Origin of the sequence: Acinetobacter sp. 226 (assembly GCF_048147925.1) — a bacterium.
Taxonomy (GTDB): Bacteria; Pseudomonadota; Gammaproteobacteria; order Pseudomonadales; family Moraxellaceae; genus Acinetobacter; species Acinetobacter pecorum.
This window is the reverse complement of the sequence record NZ_JAYWYX010000004.1, coordinates 41,279-62,300: the sequence shown is the minus strand read 5'-3', so window position 1 is coordinate 62,300 and position 21,022 is coordinate 41,279. Positions and strand designations below refer to the sequence as shown.

General features: G+C 42.3%; 23 protein-coding genes and 4 tRNA genes. 14 read left to right on the top strand and 13 right to left on the bottom strand.

Translation table 11 applies throughout. From position 1 onward, the window contains the following. Positions 1-167 precede the first annotated feature (167 nt). From VXP95_RS02480 to VXP95_RS02450, 7 genes are all read left to right on the top strand, one after another. Positions 168-926 carry a Nif3-like dinuclear metal center hexameric protein gene (locus tag VXP95_RS02480; protein ID WP_416705224.1) on the top strand — a complete coding sequence of 253 codons (759 nt, stop codon included), beginning with the start codon at positions 168-170 and terminating at the stop codon, positions 924-926. 153 nt (positions 927-1,079) lie between these two features. Beyond that, positions 1,080-1,706, top strand: coding sequence for a superoxide dismutase (locus VXP95_RS02475; protein ID WP_416679943.1), 627 nt, complete (start codon positions 1,080-1,082; stop codon positions 1,704-1,706). Positions 1,707-1,854: 148 nt separating this feature from the next. Then, positions 1,855-1,930 (top strand) — tRNA-Asn (locus tag VXP95_RS02470). Positions 1,931-1,936: 6 nt separating this feature from the next. Next, positions 1,937-2,012, top strand: a tRNA-Asn gene (locus VXP95_RS02465). A gap of 290 nt (positions 2,013-2,302) precedes the next feature. Continuing rightward, positions 2,303-2,378, top strand: a tRNA-Asn gene (locus tag VXP95_RS02460). 6 nt (positions 2,379-2,384) lie between these two features. Then, positions 2,385-2,460 (top strand) — tRNA-Asn (locus VXP95_RS02455). 59 nt (positions 2,461-2,519) lie between these two features. Further along, positions 2,520-2,963: a DUF2726 domain-containing protein gene (locus VXP95_RS02450; RefSeq protein ID WP_416711333.1), complete on the top strand. Its 444-nt coding sequence runs from the start codon at positions 2,520-2,522 to the stop codon at positions 2,961-2,963. Position 2,964: 1 nt separating this feature from the next. Here VXP95_RS02450 and VXP95_RS02445 read toward each other — a convergent pair whose 3' ends face one another. The 6 genes from VXP95_RS02445 to glnA all read right to left on the bottom strand — a co-directional run bounded on the left by VXP95_RS02445 (position 2,965) and on the right by glnA (position 7,853). Next, the gene (locus VXP95_RS02445) at positions 2,965-3,228 is read right to left on the bottom strand and encodes a hypothetical protein (protein ID WP_416679942.1); all 264 of its coding nucleotides are present in this window, start codon (positions 3,226-3,228) and stop codon (positions 2,965-2,967) included. Between the two features lie 131 nt (positions 3,229-3,359). Further along, the gene (locus tag VXP95_RS02440; protein ID WP_416679940.1) at positions 3,360-4,565 is read right to left on the bottom strand and encodes an alpha/beta hydrolase family protein; all 1,206 of its coding nucleotides are present in this window, start codon (positions 4,563-4,565) and stop codon (positions 3,360-3,362) included. 110 nt (positions 4,566-4,675) lie between these two features. Beyond that, positions 4,676-5,557, bottom strand: a complete 882-nt coding sequence (ubiA, locus tag VXP95_RS02435) for a 4-hydroxybenzoate octaprenyltransferase (protein ID WP_416679939.1) — start codon at positions 5,555-5,557, stop codon at positions 4,676-4,678. A 5-nt stretch (positions 5,558-5,562) separates the two neighbouring features. After that, complete coding sequence (locus VXP95_RS02430) at positions 5,563-6,069, bottom strand: chorismate--pyruvate lyase family protein (RefSeq protein ID WP_416679938.1); 507 nt, start codon at positions 6,067-6,069, stop codon at positions 5,563-5,565. A 2-nt stretch (positions 6,070-6,071) separates the two neighbouring features. After that, positions 6,072-6,347 carry a hypothetical protein gene (locus tag VXP95_RS02425; protein WP_416679937.1) on the bottom strand — a complete coding sequence of 92 codons (276 nt, stop codon included), beginning with the start codon at positions 6,345-6,347 and terminating at the stop codon, positions 6,072-6,074. A gap of 90 nt (positions 6,348-6,437) precedes the next feature. Further along, complete coding sequence (gene glnA / locus VXP95_RS02420) at positions 6,438-7,853, bottom strand: type I glutamate--ammonia ligase (RefSeq protein WP_171254921.1); 1,416 nt, start codon at positions 7,851-7,853, stop codon at positions 6,438-6,440. Positions 7,854-8,666: 813 nt separating this feature from the next. On the opposite strand from glnA, the gene VXP95_RS02415 reads away from it, so the two are divergent. Genes VXP95_RS02415 through trpC form a run of 3 tightly spaced genes read left to right on the top strand, consistent with a single transcriptional unit; the run spans position 8,667 to position 11,134 of the window. Further along, positions 8,667-9,251, top strand: coding sequence for an anthranilate synthase component II (locus VXP95_RS02415; protein ID WP_004646400.1), 585 nt, complete (start codon positions 8,667-8,669; stop codon positions 9,249-9,251). Positions 9,252-9,260: 9 nt separating this feature from the next. After that, positions 9,261-10,307 (top strand): anthranilate phosphoribosyltransferase, encoded by a 1,047-nt coding sequence (trpD, locus tag VXP95_RS02410; RefSeq protein ID WP_064095533.1) that lies wholly within the window; start codon positions 9,261-9,263, stop codon positions 10,305-10,307. Positions 10,308-10,327: 20 nt separating this feature from the next. After that, positions 10,328-11,134 (top strand): indole-3-glycerol phosphate synthase TrpC, encoded by an 807-nt coding sequence (gene trpC / locus VXP95_RS02405; RefSeq protein ID WP_144724740.1) that lies wholly within the window; start codon positions 10,328-10,330, stop codon positions 11,132-11,134. Between the two features lie 94 nt (positions 11,135-11,228). Here the strand turns inward: trpC and VXP95_RS02400 are convergent, their stop codons facing one another. Then, a complete protein-coding gene (locus VXP95_RS02400; protein ID WP_064101420.1) occupies positions 11,229-11,477 on the bottom strand; it encodes a hypothetical protein in 249 nt (82 codons plus the stop codon). A 67-nt stretch (positions 11,478-11,544) separates the two neighbouring features. Further along, positions 11,545-11,973: a GFA family protein gene (locus tag VXP95_RS02395; protein WP_416711331.1), complete on the bottom strand. Its 429-nt coding sequence runs from the start codon at positions 11,971-11,973 to the stop codon at positions 11,545-11,547. Positions 11,974-12,227: 254 nt separating this feature from the next. On the opposite strand from VXP95_RS02395, the gene VXP95_RS02390 reads away from it, so the two are divergent. From VXP95_RS02390 to VXP95_RS02375, 4 genes are all read left to right on the top strand, one after another. After that, positions 12,228-12,905, top strand: a complete 678-nt coding sequence (locus VXP95_RS02390) for a Smr/MutS family protein (protein WP_064095537.1) — start codon at positions 12,228-12,230, stop codon at positions 12,903-12,905. 93 nt (positions 12,906-12,998) lie between these two features. Beyond that, positions 12,999-13,547 carry a GTP cyclohydrolase I FolE gene (folE, locus tag VXP95_RS02385; protein ID WP_171254931.1) on the top strand — a complete coding sequence of 183 codons (549 nt, stop codon included), beginning with the start codon at positions 12,999-13,001 and terminating at the stop codon, positions 13,545-13,547. A 61-nt stretch (positions 13,548-13,608) separates the two neighbouring features. Continuing rightward, positions 13,609-13,968 (top strand): cupin domain-containing protein, encoded by a 360-nt coding sequence (locus tag VXP95_RS02380; RefSeq protein WP_416711329.1) that lies wholly within the window; start codon positions 13,609-13,611, stop codon positions 13,966-13,968. Positions 13,969-14,269: 301 nt separating this feature from the next. After that, complete coding sequence (locus VXP95_RS02375; protein WP_416711328.1) at positions 14,270-14,827, top strand: DUF4385 domain-containing protein; 558 nt, start codon at positions 14,270-14,272, stop codon at positions 14,825-14,827. A gap of 11 nt (positions 14,828-14,838) precedes the next feature. On the opposite strand, the gene VXP95_RS02370 is transcribed toward VXP95_RS02375, so the two are convergent. The 5 genes from VXP95_RS02370 to hemE all read right to left on the bottom strand — a co-directional run bounded on the left by VXP95_RS02370 (position 14,839) and on the right by hemE (position 20,893). Further along, positions 14,839-16,230, bottom strand: a complete 1,392-nt coding sequence (locus VXP95_RS02370) for a diguanylate cyclase (RefSeq protein ID WP_416711326.1) — start codon at positions 16,228-16,230, stop codon at positions 14,839-14,841. 200 nt (positions 16,231-16,430) lie between these two features. Beyond that, complete coding sequence (locus VXP95_RS02365) at positions 16,431-18,317, bottom strand: DUF4105 domain-containing protein (RefSeq protein ID WP_416711325.1); 1,887 nt, start codon at positions 18,315-18,317, stop codon at positions 16,431-16,433. 77 nt (positions 18,318-18,394) lie between these two features. Continuing rightward, positions 18,395-18,865: a DUF3015 family protein gene (locus VXP95_RS02360; protein ID WP_064095543.1), complete on the bottom strand. Its 471-nt coding sequence runs from the start codon at positions 18,863-18,865 to the stop codon at positions 18,395-18,397. 143 nt (positions 18,866-19,008) lie between these two features. Then, on the bottom strand, positions 19,009-19,812 hold the full coding sequence (locus VXP95_RS02355; RefSeq protein ID WP_416679933.1) for a DUF817 family protein: 804 nt from the start codon (positions 19,810-19,812) through the stop codon (positions 19,009-19,011). Between the two features lie 10 nt (positions 19,813-19,822). Further along, on the bottom strand, positions 19,823-20,893 hold the full coding sequence (hemE, locus tag VXP95_RS02350; protein WP_064095545.1) for a uroporphyrinogen decarboxylase: 1,071 nt from the start codon (positions 20,891-20,893) through the stop codon (positions 19,823-19,825). Between the last annotated feature and the right edge of the window lie 129 nt (positions 20,894-21,022).

Here is a 21,022-nt window from a genome sequence, read left to right as displayed (position 1 = left end):
ATTATCCTCTAAAATATTTTAATTCGTTGATGACTAAGTAATTTATATTCTATTGTAATGCTAAATACCTAACTAAACACAAAAAAATCCACAGAGATTTGTGCAGCTTTAGTTACAATCAAACCCATAGCTAACTATGGGCAAGCTTTTAAACTAACAGGACTTTTATGGCGAATTTGAACGATATTATTCACTGGTGTGACCAGACCTTGGTAACGCGTGAATTTAAGGACTATGCACCAAATGGCTTGCAAATTGAAGGCAGACCCGAGGTAAATAAAATCCTCTGTGCTGTGACTGCTTCCCAGAGTGCCATTGAAGCTGCAATTGAACAAGGCGCAGACTTGCTGCTGGTTCATCATGGATATTTCTGGAAAGGTGAAGCTTACCCAATTACCGGGATGCGTGGAAAACGCATTAAGATGCTGATTAAAAATGATATTTCTTTAGTCGGATATCATCTTCCTTTAGATAGTCACCCTGTTTTAGGAAATAATGCCGCAATTGCAGATCTGCTTGAACTGGAAAATATGGAACAGCTCGATCCAACCGAACGGCATCCAATTGGCAATATTGGCTATTTAAAACAGTCCTTGACTCCAGAAGGCTTCAAAGCCTATGTATCAGAAAGACTCGGCTTTGACGCACTACATTTGCCTGCAGAAAAATCCTTGATTCAAAAAGTTGGTTTCTGTACAGGTGGCGCGCAGGATTATATTCAAAAAGCCGCCCTACAAGACTGTGATGCCTATATTTCGGGCGAAGTGTCTGAACGGACCTTTTATGAAGCTCAGGAACTGAATGTGCACTATTATGCCTGTGGCCATCATGCGACTGAAAAATACGGTGTGCAACGCTTGGCCAAGGCTATTTCAGAACAGTTTAATATTGAGTATGATTATTTTGAATTAAACAATCCGATTTAATTCGACTGACGGTTATGATCAGTGGCTTTATTCATATATTTTCAGGCTTTATTCTGTATTGTTATTTATACACGATGCCCATTTCGGCCCGATTATCTATTACAATAACGCCACTTATTGTTAAAACCCAGCAAAATGCAAGGAATTGAGAACATGACAACCATTACTTTACCAGCATTACCTTACGGCTACGAAGATCTTGCTCCACACATCAGCAAAGAAACTTTAGAATACCATCATGACAAACACCACAACACTTATGTGGTTAACCTGAATAACCTGATCGCTGGTACTGAGCTTGAAGGCAAAACTCTAGAAGAAATTATTACAGCAACTGCTGGTGATGCTTCTAAAGCAGGTGTGTTCAATAACGCGGCTCAAGTTTGGAACCACACGTTCTACTGGAACTGTATGGCTAAAAACGGTGGCGGTAAAGCAACTGGTACTTTGGCTGCAAAAATTGACGAAGCTTTTGGTTCTTACGAAAAATTTGCTGAAGAATTTGCTGCTGCTGCAACTACTCAATTTGGTTCAGGTTGGGCTTGGTTAGTGGCTGACGAAGTAAACGGCCAGCTTTCAATCATGAAAACTTCAAATGCTGATACGCCAATGGCGCATGGTAAAATCGCAGTATTGACGATTGACGTTTGGGAACACGCTTACTACATCGACTACCGCAATGCTCGTCCTAAGTACATCTCTACTTTCCTGGAAAGCCTGGTGAACTGGGATTATGCAAATGCGAAATATGCAGGCCAGCCTGCAGGTGTTGAGAAATAATTCTTTATTTCTTTGCTAAAAAAATCACCCATTTTGGGTGATTTTTTTATTTTTAGGCTCTAAATGAATATTTATAAAGCAAACAATTCATTTCTTTACATTAATTGATTGACGACCTGCCGATTCCTCCCTAAAATGCCGATCAGATTCTCCAATAGCTCAGTCGGTAGAGCGACGGACTGTTAATCCGCAGGTCCCTGGTTCGAGCCCAGGTTGGAGAGCCAATCTATTCTCCCATAGCTCAGTCGGTAGAGCGACGGACTGTTAATCCGCAGGTCCCTGGTTCGAGCCCAGGTGGGAGAGCCAGAATTCTAAAAACCCACTCATTGCGAAGTGGGTTTTTTTATACCTGTGTTTTTAAAATTGAGATCATATTGATTTAGATACGCGGTCAGCTACCTGATTTCTTATGATCCAGCTCACTTATCAAAATTAAGGCTGATCACGATTTTGTGGTTAGGACCGGTTTACATAAACATAACAGTTTGAACTACAAACCTTTTCGACTATTTTTAAAACACTTGATTCAATTTATGCTGCTTTTTTCTAAAAGTGCCTTGACCCCTTTTCAAATCTCTCTATAATCGCTGTCAGATTCTCCAATAGCTCAGTCGGTAGAGCGACGGACTGTTAATCCGCAGGTCCCTGGTTCGAGCCCAGGTTGGAGAGCCAATCTATTCTCCCATAGCTCAGTCGGTAGAGCGACGGACTGTTAATCCGCAGGTCCCTGGTTCGAGCCCAGGTGGGAGAGCCAGAATTCTAAAAACCCACTCATTGCGAAGTGGGTTTTTTTATTTTCTCTATCTGTGATCTATGTTTGATTTGAGTCAGTTTATATTTTTTGTGATTGGTTGCCTGGCAACCTTTGCATTAGTTTGTCTACTCTTCCCACATCTGTTTACCCGTCAAAAGAAATTCTATCCAAAACGTGTGATTACTGCTTTTGAAAGCAGGATGTTTACTCGTCTAAAAGATGCCTTTCCTCATCATCATATTCTGGCCCAAGTTGCGTTTAGCGCCTTGATCACGCATGACCAGATCAAAATGCGCAATCAGTTCAATCGTAAAGTCACAGACTTCGTGGTACTTGATCGCGAATATAATGTGGTGGCGATTATTGAATTAGATGATCCGAGTCATATTGGCAAAGAACAAGAAGATGCTGAACGTGATGCAATGCTGATTGCAGCAGGATATACCGTGATTCGATATACCCAGATTCCAACTATTAGACAGCTACAAAGGGATATAAGATAAATTAAGGAACAGTTACTGTACTTTCAGATGCAGCTTGAGTTGAATTTGCTAAAGCATCCTGCTCTGCTTTGAGCTTTTCCGCAGCCTTTCGTGCTTCAATACGTGCAATCATATCTGCCTGCTGCTGCTTGTATTTTTCCTGATTTTTAGCATCACTATTTACCGCAAGAAATGCCATACTAATTAAAAATACCGGAATACAAAGTGCAAGCGTACCGAAGATCAATAGCTTTTTGACACTGCGGGGCTGTGGCTGCTCAGACATAACAAACCTGCTTTAATTTCGTCATTTAATTACACTGCCCAATATAACAAAATAAAGTCATAGCTCAAGGCCGAACAGTATTTAAATCCACGCTGACTTCAAGCCAGCATGGATTTATCACTCTTATTTAATTATGACACCGGCGTATTCATAACGGCTTCTACCGTATTGAGCAGTGCGGGAATATTTTCAGTGACCACTGTAGCGTGCGTGGCATTCAGGATCGGAATTAACTCTACTTCAGTTCCGTCTGCAAGCATACCATCATATAAGATCTGGGTAATGGTATAAGGTACTGTGGTATCTGCTGTACCTTGAAAAATATAAACTGGACGGTCTAGTCGGGTTTGTGCAGGTTGATTATCCATCAGATAATCCATAATATCAGGGTCGCTCAGGAAGTTTTCCCGTAATGCCTGATATTGCGAGAAATTCACATCACTTTGTAATGCCGTTTGAATATCTGCACCAAAACGCTGTGCAAGCTCAGGGGAACATAAACTTTCAGCCTGTCTAGCCAGATCTACCTTGGCATTAACAAAGGCCTGATTGTAATTAAAGCTGGTTTTTTCCGCCTTAATTCCTGAACTGACGATGGCGGCATACGTATACAAAGTCGCCGCAATTGGAACTGCTTGAGCTATATTACCATCAGCAGCCAGACCTTGAGCAAATAAAAGCCCTTGTTCCAAGGTATCATTAAGATAGGAAGCTGGGGCAATCGCAACTGCACCACGATAAGTATTATTTGGTAAAGCCTTATAAAACTCTGCGGCTGCTAAAGCTGCATGTCCGCCCTGTGACCACCCGATCACCCCCCAATCTTTGGCCAGTAGTCCACCATACTGTTTTTGAGCTTCACTAATCGCTGATAATATTGAATTGGCAGCACTTTCCAGATGCAGATAAGGATGTGGCTCATTATCATTGCCCAGACCCTCATAATCTGGGGCAATCACCGCATAACCTCGTTGTACCAGCCCCATAACCAAGGCCTTTTCAGGTCCATCCAAGGCAAGGCGTGAAGGTGCACACTTATCTGCTCCACCTGTAGTACCATGGGCCCAAACCACAATCGGCCAGCCACCTATAGGTGGAGTACCTTTAGGGGTAAATACCAGTGTAGTAGCACGAATCTCTCGATTCTGTACACCTTCCATTCGATAAGTAAAGATATCATGACGCCCGACAACCGCTTTCACCTGCTCATCAACCGTATAAGTTCGAACAGGATTAAATCCTACAAAATTATCGTTATCATCATCGCCACACGCAGATAAAAACAGTACCGAAGAACACAGTACACCCAACATCAATTTCTTATAACTGTTCTGCATATTTCTATCCTTTTATTGTTATTCCCTATCTCTTTTTATCGAGATCACTCAAAATTAAGCATAAAAAAAAGCATCCTTATAGGACGCTTTTGTTATTAGCCGATAGACGGTTAGTACCAAAGAGCCAGAAAAATTCCAGCAAAGATTATGAAGCCAATCCAGCGGTTATGCCTAAACGCCCAGAAACACAGCTGTGGATTTTTATCTCGAGTTTTAAACCATTGGTAAATAAAATCAAGAGCAACAACCATTAGTGCAGCCAGACCAAATGGAAGCAGTAAATTTTCCAGCCATAATGCAGCACCTATCAATAAAATACTGCTCACCTGCAATGCACTAATGATCTGAATATCGTGCCGCCCAAATAAGATCGCTGTCGATTTTACCCCAATTTTCAAATCATACTCACGATCTGCAATTGCATATTGGGTATCATAGGCTACGGTCCAAGCCAGATTACCAAAATATAGAAGCCAGCAGGTTAAATCAGGCGTTTGCCCGACTGCAGTATAGGCCATCGGAATCGACCAGGAAAATGCTGCACCCAAAAAGACTTGAGGTAAATGGGTATAGCGCTTCATAAAAGGATAAATAAACGCTAAAAACAAAGCCCCGAATGACCAGTAAAAGGTTTCAATCGGCAGGAAAAGAAGCAGGCAGGCACTGGCAGCCACCAAAACCAGAAATACCATCACGGCTTCTTTGGCACTGATAACTCCGGTCGCTAACGGACGGTTTTTAGTACGCTCTACATGTGCATCGACTTTACGGTCAGCAAAATCATTAATGGCACAACCTGCTGCCCGCATAAAAATCACCCCCAAAATCATGGGAATTAAAATTTCAATGCGTGGCATGCCCTGAGCAGCAATCCACAGCGCCCACATGGTGGGCCAAAAGACCAGTTCAGTGCCAATCGGTTTATCAAAACGACAAAGATAATAATAGGCGCTAAGACGCTCACGCCAGGTGATTGCTTGTGCGGTTGCCATAAAAATCAAGCCTGTGAATTTTGTATAAAGTGTTCAAATGCCGGTAAAAATGTTTCTTGTACAATAAATTTACAGCCGTGCCAAGTATAGCAGCTCTGACGGGTCCAGCCTTCATCTAAAAGTACCACCCGACGCTGGCAGAGTGGATTGGTACGTTGAAACAGAAACCAGCCAATAGGTTTGGTGCCAATATGCTGAAAAATTCGGGCTTTTTTTTGCAGGCTTAAAATTGGAAAAATACTTTTGGCTTTCACCCAAGGAGATTGTTCCGAACCATAGAGATAACTTTCACGCACCCAGGAAGTATGCTGAGGTGACATCTGCATCCATTTGGCATTGGCAAAGCTTAAACGCTGAAAATGCTCTTGAATTGGCTCGACATGAAACTGTCCCTGAGCCAAATCGGTTAGTTGTTGCGTGAGTGAACCTGATGCATACAGCCACGGTTTTAACTCAGCCGGCAGAGCTGACAGCAACACACGCGGATTTTGTTTTCTAGAACGACTATTCATTGTTAACAGTTATCTGTTTTTGCAATGATTTCATATTTACCTTGCGGAGTCTTAATTAAAATAAAACCTTCAGCACTCAAATAAAATGAATCGGGATAAGCATAATCTAGCGCCATTTCTGGATTTTTCAGCCCCATAAATTGAGCCTGCTTGTACCCTTCAGGTGTCCGCCCCACTTCAAGATAAGTTACTTCGGAGAAGTTCAACTTAAAACCTTTGTCATGATCTTTTGGATCAATCCATGGATAAAAGCTGGTGTGCTTTTTACGCTGTGCCATTTAAGCCTATCAATCATTTAAAATTATAAATAGATGATACAAAAAAACCCGCGACATGCGCGGGTTTTCTTCGCTTTAATTCGGAAAGAATTACAAGCTGTAGTACATTTCAAATTCAACTGGATGAGTAGTCGTGTTCAGACGACGAACTTCTTCAGTTTTAAGCTCGATGTATGCGTCAAGCATTTCTTTGGTGAACACACCACCTTTAAGCAGGTAATCTTGGTCCGCTTTAAGCGCATCAAGAGCCATATCCAGGCTGTGCGCCACTGTAGGGATTTTTGCTTCTTCTTCCGGTGGAAGATCGTACAAGTTCTTGTCAGCAGCCTCACCTGGGTGAATCTTGTTTTGAATACCGTCGATACCCGCCATTAGCAATGCTGCGAAACCTAAGTATGGGTTCATCATTGGATCTGGGAAACGTGCTTCAATACGCTTGCCTTTCGGGCTAGACACATAAGGAATACGGATAGACGCAGAACGGTTACGTGCTGAGTAAGCAAGCATAATCGGTGCTTCGAAGTGCGGTACTAAACGCTTGTACGAGTTTGTAGAAGGGTTAGTGATCGCATTCAAAGAACGGGCATGTTTAATTACACCACCGATGAAGTACAACGCCATTTCTGAAAGGCCTGCATATTCATCACCAGCAAACAGGTTTTTGCCGTCTTTAGAGATCGACATATGCACGTGCATACCAGAACCGTTATCACCCACCATTGGTTTAGGCATAAAGGTTGCAGTTTTTGCATATTGATGCGCAACGTTCCAAACTGCATATTTGAACTGTTGAACTTCATCTGCTTTACGCACCATGGTATTGAAGCTCACACCAATTTCTAACTGGCAAGAAGCAACTTCGTGGTGATGCACTTCTACACGACCTGGCCCCATAATGTCTTCGATACGCGCACACATATCAGCACGCATGTCATGTGAAGAATCTACAGGAGGAACTGGGAAGTAACCGCCTTTTACGCGTGGACGGTGACCGGAGTTGCCGCCTTCATAGTCTTTGTTGGTTGACCATGCAGCTTCTTCAGCGATCAATGTATGGCGCGCGCCAGACATGTCGATTTCCCATTTTACTTCGTCAAATACGAAGAATTCTGGTTCTGGGCCAAAGAATGCTGTATCACCGATACCAGTAGATTTCAAATATTCTTCTGCACGGCGCGCAATCGAACGTGGATCACGATCATAACCTTGACCAGTAGATGGCTCGATTACGTCACAAGTTACAACAACTGTTGGCTCTGCAAAGAACGGGTCGATAAAACCAGTTTCCGCGTCCGGACGTAAAATCATGTCCGATGCTTCGATGCCTTTCCAACCTGCAATTGAAGAACCGTCAAACATTTTGCCGTCTTCAAATGTATCTTCATCAATACTGTCTGCTGGATAAGTAACGTGTTGCTCTTTACCCTTGGTATCAGTAAAGCGAAAATCGACCCATTTTGCGCCACTTTCTTGTATGAGTTGAAGGACCTTGTTCGCCATGCTCATTTTGCTCCGATGTTTTTGTTGCACCCGTGAAGTGCGTGTTAGCAGTTGATAGTTATTAAGCAATTACCATACCAACTTTTAAAAGTATAGATAAAATCTTGAATTCTTTATAAGAATTCATGAATTAATAAAAATACTTTGCGGCTATTATACTAGCTGCAAAACTAAATGCACTATATTCAAGCATTCTTCATTTATTTTATTTCAGCTTTATTTTTTAGCGCACCTAAATAGTGCAGTGGTGAATAAAAATGTATTAGAAACATAATTTTTTATAGTGGATATGCTGCTTTTTTCAACTTTTGTTTAGTTTTTATTTAGTTTTAGCTAAGAATTAAGCATTTTTTATGAGATATCAGTAAAGAAAACTTCCGGATTGACTTAGGATCACCTGATTATTTTGAGGCATTTTCTTTAACTATACTTTTGAAATAAAATTTTATATCACGCGGTCTGATTCAAGTGATGTTTTTTTCACCAAAAAATTTTAATCTTTTTTTAACTTTCTTTTTAATTTTTAAGTTCTACTCTAAAACTAATCATACTTATAACTTTCTAATGGTAAGTCTATTACTTAAAATAATGATTCAATAATTTCCATTCTGTTTAGATCGGCTTCTTAAGCCATCAAATTTGATGAAATTGTTGCGCCGAATATGGCTATTTTTTGCTATGATGAAGCGTGCTTTATTTTCACACAATGAAATCAATGATTTAGTTGTGTTACACAAGTGCTTGCAATAAGCGCGAATTAAAGTACGATCGGGACAACTTTAGCACAGTTAAGTGCATTAATTTCAATAGGTTAAGCTCATGCTTTTAATGATCGACAACTATGACTCCTTTACTTATAACATCGTCCAATATTTTGGCGAACTGAATCAAGAAGTAAAAGTAGTCCGTAATGATGCCGTGACATTGGAAGATATAGAGCGATGGCAACCCAAGTATTTAGTGATTGGTCCTGGACCGTGCTCGCCAAGTGAAGCAGGAATTTCTATTCCTGCAATTCAGCATTTTGCTGGTAAAATTCCCTTACTGGGCGTTTGTCTTGGTCACCAGAGTATTGGTCAGGCATTTGGCGGCGATATCGTGCGTGCCAAACGTGTGATGCATGGCCGTCTGTCTGATATGTACCACAGTGATACCGGGATTTTCAGCAATCTTCCTTCTCCATTTCCTGCAACGCGCTATCATTCACTGGTGATTGATCAAGCCACCTTGCCCGAATGTCTGGAAGTCACCTGCTGGACCAATGAAGCGGATGGCTCTATGGAAGAAATTATGGGTGTGAAACATAAGACATTGCCGGTCGAAGGCGTGCAGTTCCATCCTGAATCTATTCTGAGCCAGCATGGTCATCAAATCTTTAAAAACTTTCTCGAAATTTATGCCTAAGAACATCTTATGAATATTCAACAAGCTTTAAGCAATATTACTAAAAACATTCACCTGACTCAGGATCAAATGCAAGACGTGATGCGTGCCATTATGTCAGGTGAAGCGACCGATGCCCAGATTGGTGCCCTGCTGATGGGCTTACGCCTTAAAGGCGAAAGCATTGATGAGATTACCGCAGCTGCACGTGTCATGCGTGAACTTGCCACCAAAATTGATGTCAGTGACATTCCTTATCTGGTCGATATAGTCGGTACAGGCGGTGATGGCCAGAACCTGTTTAATGTCTCTACTGCTTCGGCATTTGTAATTGCAGCAGCGGGCGCAACCATTGCCAAACATGGTAACCGTGGCGTTTCGACCAAATCAGGTTCGTCAGATTTACTGGAACAGGCCGGGATTAATCTGGACCTGAATATGCAGCAGACCGAGCGCTGTATCCGTGATGTCGGTGTCGGCTTCCTGTTTGCACCCAATCATCATCAAGCCATGAAATATGCAATCGGCCCACGTAAAGAATTAGGGATTCGCAGCATTTTCAACTTACTTGGTCCGCTTACGAATCCGGCCGGAGTAAATCGTTTAGTCATTGGTGTATTTTCCAATGAACTCTGCCGTCCTATTGCCGAAGTCATGAAACAGCTCGGTGCTGAACATGTGATGGTAGTACATTCACGTGATGGTCTGGATGAAATCAGTATTGCCTCTTCAACTCATGTCGCTGAACTGAAAAATGGCGAAGTCACGGAATGGGAAATTATTCCTGAATCGGTCGATATTGAATCGCAAACCCTGACCGGACTGATTGTGGAAGATTCTGCGCAAAGTCTGGCTTTAATCAAAGATGCACTGGGCAAGAAAAAATCAGACATCGGCGATAAAGCCGCCAACATGATCGCACTGAATGCCGGCGCGGGTATTTATGTCTCCGGTTTAACCAGCAGCTATAAGCAAGGTGTTGCGCTGGCACATGACATTATTTACGGCGGTCAGGCACTTGAAAAAATGAGTGTGCTGTCTGAATTTACCAAAACCATTAAACATTACGAAGCTTAATTCGGTCAGGAATTTTGATCATGGTGGATATAGCAAACACAATTTTAGGCAAGATTGTTGACCGTAAAAAAGAAGAATTTGCCCTACGTTTAAAGCAGAAAAGCTATAAAGATCTGGAGGAACTGGCTCAGGGTGCATCACCTGTACGTGGTTTTGCACAGTCTTTAATGTCGAAACGTCCTGGTGTGATTGCTGAAATTAAAAAAGCTTCGCCATCCAAAGGGATTATTCGCGAGAACTTCAACCCTGCGGAAATTGCGGCACAGTATCAGGATGCAGGCGCAGCCTGTTTATCGGTGCTGACCGATGTAGACTTTTTCCAGGGTCATGATGACAATATTCAGATTGCCCGTTCACATTGTGACCTGCCTGCACTGCGCAAAGACTTTCTGATCGACCCTTATGGGGTCATCGAAGCACGTGCCCTGCATGCAGACTGTATCTTGCTGATTGTGGCTTGCCTGTCTGACCAGCAGTTAGAAGAAATGTCTAAAACTGCATTTGAACATCATCTGGATGTACTGGTTGAAGTTCACGATGAAGAAGAACTATCACGTGCTTTAAAGCTTTCTGATCGTTGTCTGCTCGGCGTGAATAACCGTAATTTAAAAACCTTTGATGTCGATTTAAATACATCATTACGTTTGAAAAAATTACTGGACCCTTCACGCCTGCTAGTGACTGAAAGCGGTATTGCAACTCCTGCCGATGTGGCCATGATGCAGGAAAATGATATTCACGCCTTCTTGGTCGGCGAAAGCTTCATGAAACAGCCACGTCCGGATCATGCTTTCCGCGATCTGTTTGGTGAGCCTGAAGCGGTTTAAAATGTAAATGCTCACTTACGCATTAAAAAAGCCCAATCTCAGAATTGGGCTTTTTAATTTTATTCAGCAAAGTTTCACAGCAGATAAACTCAAATTACATTGCAATTGTTTTAAGCAGAACTAAAGAGAGTGGAAATAAAACAGGCGAAGATTGACAAAGTACTGCCTCGAAACGAGCCCCTGCACTTTGAGCCTTGGTCTTAAAATATAATCCTGCAAACATTGCAGCGAACATAAAAATAATCAATGTTGGACTGAATAATTTTACTGACTGGATATCGAATAAAATGAGCGAAAATAATCCGACAATACTCAAGTTATAAAAATATTGAAGATGCCACATATCCTCATTTCCTTTTTATTAAGAGTATATATCGGACTTATGCATTTCTATATCTGAAAACTTCATTTTACTGATCAAAATAAGATAGCAGTTCTTCAAACTCCGGCAGTTCAGCATAGCTTTGATTCACCTTGATTTCGTCTGTCCAAGTAATTTTAGAGCTCAGGCAAAAACTTAATTTTTGCTGAATCTTTGGTGCATTATCTAACAACCCTAAAGGAATCCATATCAATGCAGTTGTGCCCACTTGATTGGGAACGGGTGAGCCGCAGCGCTGACAAAAATGGGAGCGAAAGCCAGTCTCTTTTTGATAACAGAATATTGAAGACGTGACTGACGTCCATTCAAAATATTGCTGATTGATTAAAGTGGCTGCATTGGCGGCCGTGCCACTCTGTTTCCGACACAAACTGCAATGACAGTGATACATGCTATGAATGTCTGTATTAACCCTAAATTTTACATTGCCGCATAAACAGCTGCCTGAATAATTCATTTTTTATTTTCGCGATTATATTATCTTATATTTAAAAAGAGATATTCCATAGAAGCAACTCTTTAAGTGATCAAACCAGAAAAATCACGAAACATCTTTTATTTACAGCGGATTCGGTTTTTGATTGTAAAAATGTGCCGCTATTTTAAAGTCCAATTTTTATGTTATGTGGTTATAAACGCATTTCATTTCTCCTTTCAGCCATTTAAGACTATAATTCTATTAAATTCCGTTTCTCCCCCTATTTTCAGATTATGAGCAAACATGATTCTTCGCTTTCTAAAGATCAGTACAACTTACTGAAAGATTTAAAAAAGCAAATTAGTCAGCCTAAGGCTGAACCTGTTGCCCCTGTCGTGAAAACAGCGGAGCAAGAACAGGCTGAAGACCTCGACCTGTTTCGTAAACAAATGCAAGGCGTACAAAAAATCGATGCCGGCAATACTGCGAAAATTGAAAAATCTGCCAAGAAAAAGCCGGATGCACAAATTCTGGCAAAGCGTGCCGCTGCCGAAGGTCCAATGCACACCGATGAAACCGTTCTTTCAGATACTCAAGCCATGCTGAATCCGGTCGGCAGTCAGGCCAACTTGAGCTATCGTATTGCGACCTTGCAACATAAAGTTTTTGAAGACTTAAAAGCCGGCAACTTGCGCTGGTTTGAAGCTGTGGATCTGCATGGCTGTACCGTAGAAGAAGCCCGGCAAGCAGTGCTGCAGATTATCCAGATCGCCAAAGATGAAAATCAAAACGTGATTAAGATCGTACATGGCAAAGGCCCAGAAGCGATTTTAAAAACCTATGTCAACGGCTGGCTGCGTCAGCATCGTGACGTTTTGGCCTTTGTCAGTGCCCCTGAAAAACAGGGCGGTACTGGTGCGGTACTGGTTCTGCTGAAACGTGCGGAAAAGAATCCAAAGTTCAAACAATAAACGGTTTTAGCTCCAAAACAAGGCATTGTAAAAGTTTTCTGCTACAATGCCGTCCTTGTTCATTCTCAGTTTAAGTGAATACGTCATATGACTATGCAGCAATCCTACGCAAACATTCTTACTGCCGTTGGCGAAGATCTCAATCGCCCTGGTCTCAAAGATACGCCAGTGCGCGCTGCGAAAGCATTTTCATATTTAACATCGGGTTATAGCCAGACACTTGAGGAAGTAACCAACAAGGCGGTCTTCCCTTCTGATAACCGTGAAATGGTACTGGTCAAAAACATCGAATTTTATTCGCTCTGTGAACATCACTTACTGCCATTTTATGGCCGCGTGCATATCGCCTATTTACCGGAAGGCCATGTTTTAGGTTTATCCAAATTTGCCCGCATTACGGAAATGTTTGCGCGCCGCTTGCAAATCCAGGAAAATCTGACCCAGCAAATTGCAGAAGCAGTGGCTGAAGTCACCAAAGCACGCGGTGTTGCAGTCATGATTGATTCTGCACATATGTGTATGATGATGCGTGGTGTAGGCAAGCAGGAATCAACTACTCGTACGGTATCGTTTATTGGGGATTTTAAAACCGATAAAGAAACACGTCGTGAATTTTTAAGTGCAGTTCCAGAAAATTTCTAATAAATTCATAAATGGAAGCCTCAATTGATATTGGGGCTTTTTTATCACACCGAGGCTACCAATGTCATCTATCTGGATTGCGGGTCAGGGTTTAAGTCAGGCTAAGGAAAGTGTCGATTATCCACGACCAGATCGTCTGGTCAAAGCCAATCCTAAACGTCTGACTCAGAGTGCCTATCAGCATCCTCATATGGACTGCGGCATCTGGCAATGTGAAATTGGTGCCTGGAATATTGTATTTGCCGAGAATAAACAGGAATTTTTTCAGGTCATTGAAGGCATCGTACGTTTACATGACACTCAAAAACAGTCATTTGTTGAAATTAAGGCAGGTGAAGCCGGTATTATTCCTCCTGGTTTTATCGGCACTTTTGAAGTGGTTGAAGCTGTTAAAAAGTATTATGTGGTAGTGGAATGTTAAAAGGCTTTTTCGCACTTTATTTTCCTCAACAGTTAAGGAGTTTCGTAATAAATTTCTTAACTGTTTTAATATTCTTTAGGCCTTTCTCATTTTTGAAATTCTTTGCATAACGCTTGTTTAGCTAAAAACTTTCTCAGCATATGATCTGAATCTTTCTTTTACTTTTATAAATAAAAAATGAAAATCAGTCGTTTCATATCCTCTATTGCGGATTGCTAAACTACATTTTCTGTCATGTTTAAATACAGATTTTGCTGTTAGATGATTGCATGATTCAGGTATGCAAATACTGGAAGTTACCATGAGCAAAAAGCAGCCTGCTCCTCCTGAATGCCCTTCACGTGCTTATTCAAACAGTTTTGACTATAGCCTGGACTTTAAAAAAATTAATTTTCGCAAACGACCAGAACTGTACCGGATTGGCCGTGGTGAACAAGGCGTGTTACTGGTTGAACCTTACAAATCGGAAATCCTGCCGCACTGGCGCTTTGCTGATGCCGACAAAGCCCAAGCCAGCAGTGACAAGATCTACCAGCTTTTCCTAGAATATTTGAAACAAGAAGATTTTATCGGGGCAGACATGGCACGCAAGTTTTTACAGATGGGTTTTACCCGTGCGCGTCGTTATGCCAACCATAAAGGTGGCAAAAAATACGATGGTCCGGTTCCAGAAGATAAAAAAGGCTTGAGTGGCGCACATGGCCGTTCAGAGCTGCCACGCCATCAGGAAGATCCGGTTAAAGCCGCTGCTGCCAAAATTTTTAAACAGAAATGGGGTGAAGCCAAAACCCATCCGGCATATCTTGAGCAAAAACAGAAATTTCAGGAATTTATAGAGCAGCGGTTTCTAACTGAATAAATGCGTATAATTTAGACTGAAAGTGGCTGTACGGCCGGGTTTACGGACTGATGAGCCATATAGACTCTGTTACGCCCGTTATTCTTCGCCATATACAAGGCAGAATCTGCCGCGTTCAGGAAGCGCTGATAATCCGGATGTCCATCATAGAGGGCACACCCAATACTGACAGTAAATTTAAATTGATGGCCTTGTACCGAATTAATCATGCCATTTTCAATATATTTACGAATACTTTCTGCAATATTCAGGGCACGTTTTTCATCAGTATCCACCAGTAACAGCAAAAATTCTTCACCGCCGATCCGGAAAACATAATCACTGCCCTGACTGTATTTTTGCAAGCCTTCGGCCAGAAACTTCAAGGCTAGGTCACCTGCAGCATGCCCGAATTTGTCATTGATACTTTTGAAATAGTCGGCATCAATCGCAAGCAAAGACAAGGAGGTATGATTCTTGCGAGAAAAAGTGATTTCACGTGAAATAATTGTATTCAAATAACGACGATTCAGTAATTGAGTCAAGGAGTCATTGCCTGATTCAATATACTCGGCTACCTGAAATAACTGATCTACCAGTAGCTGAATTTCACGATTCAGATTCCGGATTTTCTGGATCAACCCCAGCATATTATTCTTATCCGTACAGTTCATAATATCTTGATTGAGTTCATCAACCTGATAAATCCGCTCAATGATTAAATTGACCTGATCAGAACCGGTAAAAGCATAAGAGGCTTTATGGACAAACCATAAACCGAACTCCGACTTGGACAGCATCGGATGATTGAATTTCTCATGCTCGGAAAAGACCTTGAACATGAGTTCATTTTCCCAGTCCAGCAGCGAGCTGCGCTGTTTATCTTTTTGTACGGCCACATCCTGCATTGCTGAAAAAACACGATAGCTGTGTTTGATTTCCTGGTTCAGGGCTGTTTTGGCTTCATAGGATCGGCACATTATTTCTGTGGCAAAGCCCATAATTTGGATAATATAACTGCAGGTGGTCAACTGGTCAGGATTCTCATCCAGCAGTTCAAACATTTTACGTTCAATTTCACGTACACCACGCATGATCAACCAGGATGGAATCCCAACACGTGCATGCACATGCCCCACCAATGCCTGTTTCTGTACGGCATCAGCATAACGTTTATTAATTCCTACACTAAAGCTTTCAAGTAACCAGGCATTCAAGGTGTCACGCAAGCGCTTCTGAATCAGGTCATCGGAAAAGAATTCTGCAGATTCCTTTTCGATAAGCATGTTTTTATAGAACTCTTCAACCAGAATCAGGGAATGGTCTTGAATAAACTGAAAGGCATGCAATAAATTATCTGATGAATAATTTTGACAGATCTGTTTCCACTGCTCGGCCAACCTTGCCATGCATTCATTATCCATACTGCCTGTTCCCCAAAACTCTGAAATTTGCACTCACATTATGTGACAAATATAACAAATATCAGGTATTTTTCCTAAAATATTGATCAGATTATTTGTATCAGACCAAGCCACTCTCTATACAAGATAAGGGCAAACGGAAAGACAGCCTTATGGAGAACCAAGGATTGATGAATAGTTTAAATCTATTTTAACCCATTTTAAAAAAACCGTATCAAGCCAAGGCTCCATTGATCCCAGTCTTTGGATTGCTGTTGCTGATACGTCCAAGACAGCCGAAGCGCATGTTGTGGATTGAATGCATATTGGAGCTGGGTATTCAATTTCAGGTGCCAGTGATGCGAATCCTCCCAATACGGCAGCTCTACCTGTACCAGACTGTTAATCTGATCGCTCCAGATATTCTGACAACCCACGGTGGGGCCAGCACCTATGCGCCAGCCCTGATCGAGTGCCTTGCCGGCCTGTAGCTGAGTTTGCATTTGTGCATAACATAGATGTTCACGGCTGGCATTTGCCCAGCTATAGCCAACCTGAGATTTTAAGCTGGTAACGCCATGTTGCGCATTTTCACTAAATCGGCCATGCGCATCCAGTGCTTCCTGTTGCCAACCCAGATTAAAACCCCAAGATAATGGTGTATTAAACGGATTGACCGGGTTATAGGAGTTGACAGTCAATAGATCCAGATGCTCCAGTTTGAGTTCACTGTCACGATATTGCAAAGCCCCATCTAGAAACAGCAGTTGTGTGCCGGTTCGAAAACCGCCTTGCGGGTCGACGAGATCGTGATAGGCCTGCCGATGGCCAAGCTGGACAAAAGATTCACCCTGAACCTGTCCGGCCTGAATACTGATATTGCGTGCATGATGGCTTTGTACCGGATCTATTTTTGGACGTTCCGGCGCTTTACGCTGTTTCTCGACATTCAGCTGACTTCTTAAACCCAATAGCTTGCGGAAACGTGGCTGGGAAAATGATTCATCGACTTTCTGCCGGAGGAAATCCAGATATAAATGATCATAGGCCATTTCCAGAATTTTGGCCTGATTCTCTGCGGGATAATCTTGCAAGATTGAAGGCATTGTATCTGCTTCTGCATAAGCTAACTGATGTGCACTTTTTGCCAGCGCTTTGCCATGCTGTCTGGACTGAGCCAGCAATTGAGTCTCAAGCGCCGGACGATAAACTTTCTGCCTAACCAAGCCCTGCAGTTCTACGACTTTCAGCGTTTCAATCGGAATTGCAGTCGAATTAAACTGTTTCTGTAGATTTAACTCGGGACGAACCAGATCAAACAGCCCGAGTAAACGATAGGAGCAATTATCGTTGATAAAATAATAAGGGAAACTTACATTTTGCATTTCCCAAAGATGCTGTACCAGAAATCTGGTTTCTTGCGGACTTAAATTTAATTCGTATTCCCATAAATCCCGGCTTTCGAAGTCACCATACTCTTTGACCTTGCGGTAATACGGCATCAGTGAATATTCACCGGGATATTGTCCGGTTAGTCCTTTCCAGGCAAAGGACCAGTTATCATTACTATTAACCGTTGCAGCATAGTTGACGGCATAAGAAATCAGATTAAGTTGTTGCTGATCTTTAGGGTCCAGACGTAACAAGGTATGGCCAAACATGGAGCTGGGATTGCCCATAAAATCAGTGGCATAAATCAGGGTCGCCTGATAAGGCTTGACTTCGCCTAGCCATTTCTCCAAATCCGGACAGCTGACCGCAGGTAATTGCTGTTCAGAAATATCCAGTTGCTGCATTAACCAGCTGCTTCGTGCCGGAAACTTACAGCGCACGGACTGATTCGGTTCTGCGCTCAAAAATAAAGCCTGAATGTTATATTGCATTTCCTTTTTTAAATCGGTTTTTCCCTGTTCTGCCAGAAAATATCCTGAGTAGCTTACTTCGCTATGACCTTTGGGATTGGCATACATCAGACGTTGCCAGGTAGTGCTTTGGTCCAGATGCTGTGTTTCGGCCTGAACCAGATAATGCTGGATGTCTGAATTAATTTCACTGGAAAAACTTAAAGGGCTGAATGTGAGGCCCAGCACAAAGAACGCATATTTCATTCAGTTAACTTATTCTCATCAATTTCTTTTAATCATAAGAAAACCCTGCCAGAACAGCAGGGTTTTTATGGTGTGGATCAGATGTAAGCTTTTAAGACTTCATCTTTGGCCATCACGGTTTGTAAGGTGTTTAAAACCTGTAAGGTATTCTGGTTGTGCGCAGAATAGATTTCAGAAAAATTTTGCTTGGAAACGCTAAAGAAACGTGCTTTATCTTCAGACTTGATATTAAGTAGTTCTGCCAGTACATTCAAGCTTTCACCTTCGCCAACCGCCATATCACGTGCCAGTGCTTCAGCATTTTCATTGGTAAAGGTCACCACTTGAGCAGTTACAGTACCACCTTGACTACATCCTAGAGTACCAAAAGTAATCCCGAGCCACTGATTCGTAAACAGAACGTTAGTCGTACCTGCAAGTAGCTTAGGAATAATGCCTGACTGGCCCGCCCAGACCTGACTACCGATACCACAACCGACATCGTTATCCGCCATCGCCATACCAGAACCCGTTGCCAAAACCACAGCGAGCATAATTTTTTTCAACATATTTATTCTCCGATTATTCTCATGCAATCTTTGTTATTACTCTAATTATGTAATTTAAATTACATACTGAGCAGAGTAGCGATAAGTCAAGTTTGGCGCAATCGAAAAAATACATGCTTTACATAAACATAACCTGAATAATTTTACTGCGCTTTGAGCGTCCAATTGCCTTGCGAATTACGCTGTCCCAAGATTTTCAATACCAACACCAGACTCAGCAATAACAACAGATACCAGGACCCGAGTTTGCCCCATCCCACCATATGCCATTTTTCTACCTGGCTTGGATAGAGCCAGATCTGGTAAAAGGTGCTGATATTCTCGGCAATCCAGATAACAAATGCCAGAATCAGCAGGACTGGTAGCATCGGCAACTGAAAAGCATGCTGATTCAGCTGAAAGCGGATTTTGGTTTTCCAGAACATGACCACGCTCCAGACAAATAAAATCACCCGATAGTCGGGAATAAAAAACTTGCTCATAAAGTTGATATAAGACAAGACTGCCAGAGCCAGCATATGACTAAAACGCGGTAACTTTTCGAATGACACCTGATATAAGCGCAAAGAACGGGCAAAAAAACTGCCAACCGCAGAATACATAAAACCGGCAAATAAAGGCACAGTCATAATTTTAAAGACTGCAGGTTGAGGGTAATGCCAGGATGCAATTGCTGGATGGGTCAGAAAAATTTCCATGACCATAGCCATGAGATGAAACAGGGCAATGACTTTAGCTTCAGCCCAGGATTCAAGTTTGGTATAGAGCAGCAATACCTGAATGATCAGGGCAAAAAACAGTAAATAGTCATAGCGGTAAAAACCAAAAAAACGATCACTGCCCATAGAAGCGGTCAGCGCAAAAGCCAGCAGGAGTAAAATCCCAAATAAGGCAGCCGAAGCTGCCTTATAGGTAAATTCAAACCCTGATTTAAGTAGGTCAATCAAAGTTCACATCCTAAAAATATTTAGCACTGTACTCATGTACGGTATCAATAAATACCTTAGGCTTGGCCGGATCGACCCATTGGGTAATACCATGCCCCAGATTGGCGACATAACCGGTTTTTTCCCCATTGGCATAGGCATCGTCCAGCATGGCTTTGGTCGCTTTCATGATGGTTTCTGATGAACCATATAAAGTGGCAGGATCCAGATTACCCTGAAGTGCTGCACGTCCAGCAATGGTCTGACGAGCAACATTCAATGGTGTCGTCCAGTCCAGTCCAAATGCATCTGCACCTGTGGTAACCATCGGTTCCAGCCACTGACCACCACCTTTGGTAAACAGAATCACCGGAATCTTGCGACCGTCTTTCTCACGTTGCAGGCCAGCGACAATCTTCTGCATATAGTTCAGCGAGAACTCGATATACTCACGATGTGCTAATGCCCCACCCCAACTATCAAAGATCTGTACCGCTTGCGCACCCGCATCAATCTGCGCATTCAAATACTCAGTGACTGCATCAGCCAGACGGTCCAGTAAAGCATGCAAAACTTCAGGCTGCGCATACATCATCTGTTTGGTAAACCGGAAATCTTTGCTTGAACCGCCTTCGACCATATATGTCGCTAAAGTCCAAGGGCTTCCCGAGAAACCAATCAGAGGCACCTGACCACCCAAGGCTGAACGAATGGTCGAAACTGCATTCATCACATAGTCGAGATCGGACTTGGCATTAAATGCAGGCAGGTTTGCGACATCCTGCTCGGTACGTACAGTTTTATGAAACTTAGGACCCTCCCCGGCTTCAAAATACAGTCCCAATCCCAGAGCGTCCGGAACCGTCAAGATATCTGAGAATAAAATCGCAGCATCCAGATCATAACGGCGCAAAGGCTGTAAGGTCACTTCACAGGCAAATTCTGTATTTTTGCAAAGAGACAGGAAATCTCCAGCTTTGGCACGTGTTTCACGATATTCTGGTAAATAACGGCCAGCCTGACGCATCATCCATACGGGTGTAGCATCTACAGGCTCACGCAACAGTGCGCGCAGAAAACGATCATTTTTTAAGGTCGTCATTCACATTCCCATCTTTCTTTGACATTGCCGACATCATAGCAAAAAGGCTACAGTTTTAATAACTTCTGCCGACTTTTAAAACCGATCATATGTCGTGATCAAATGTGATCAATTACACAAAACAACTAC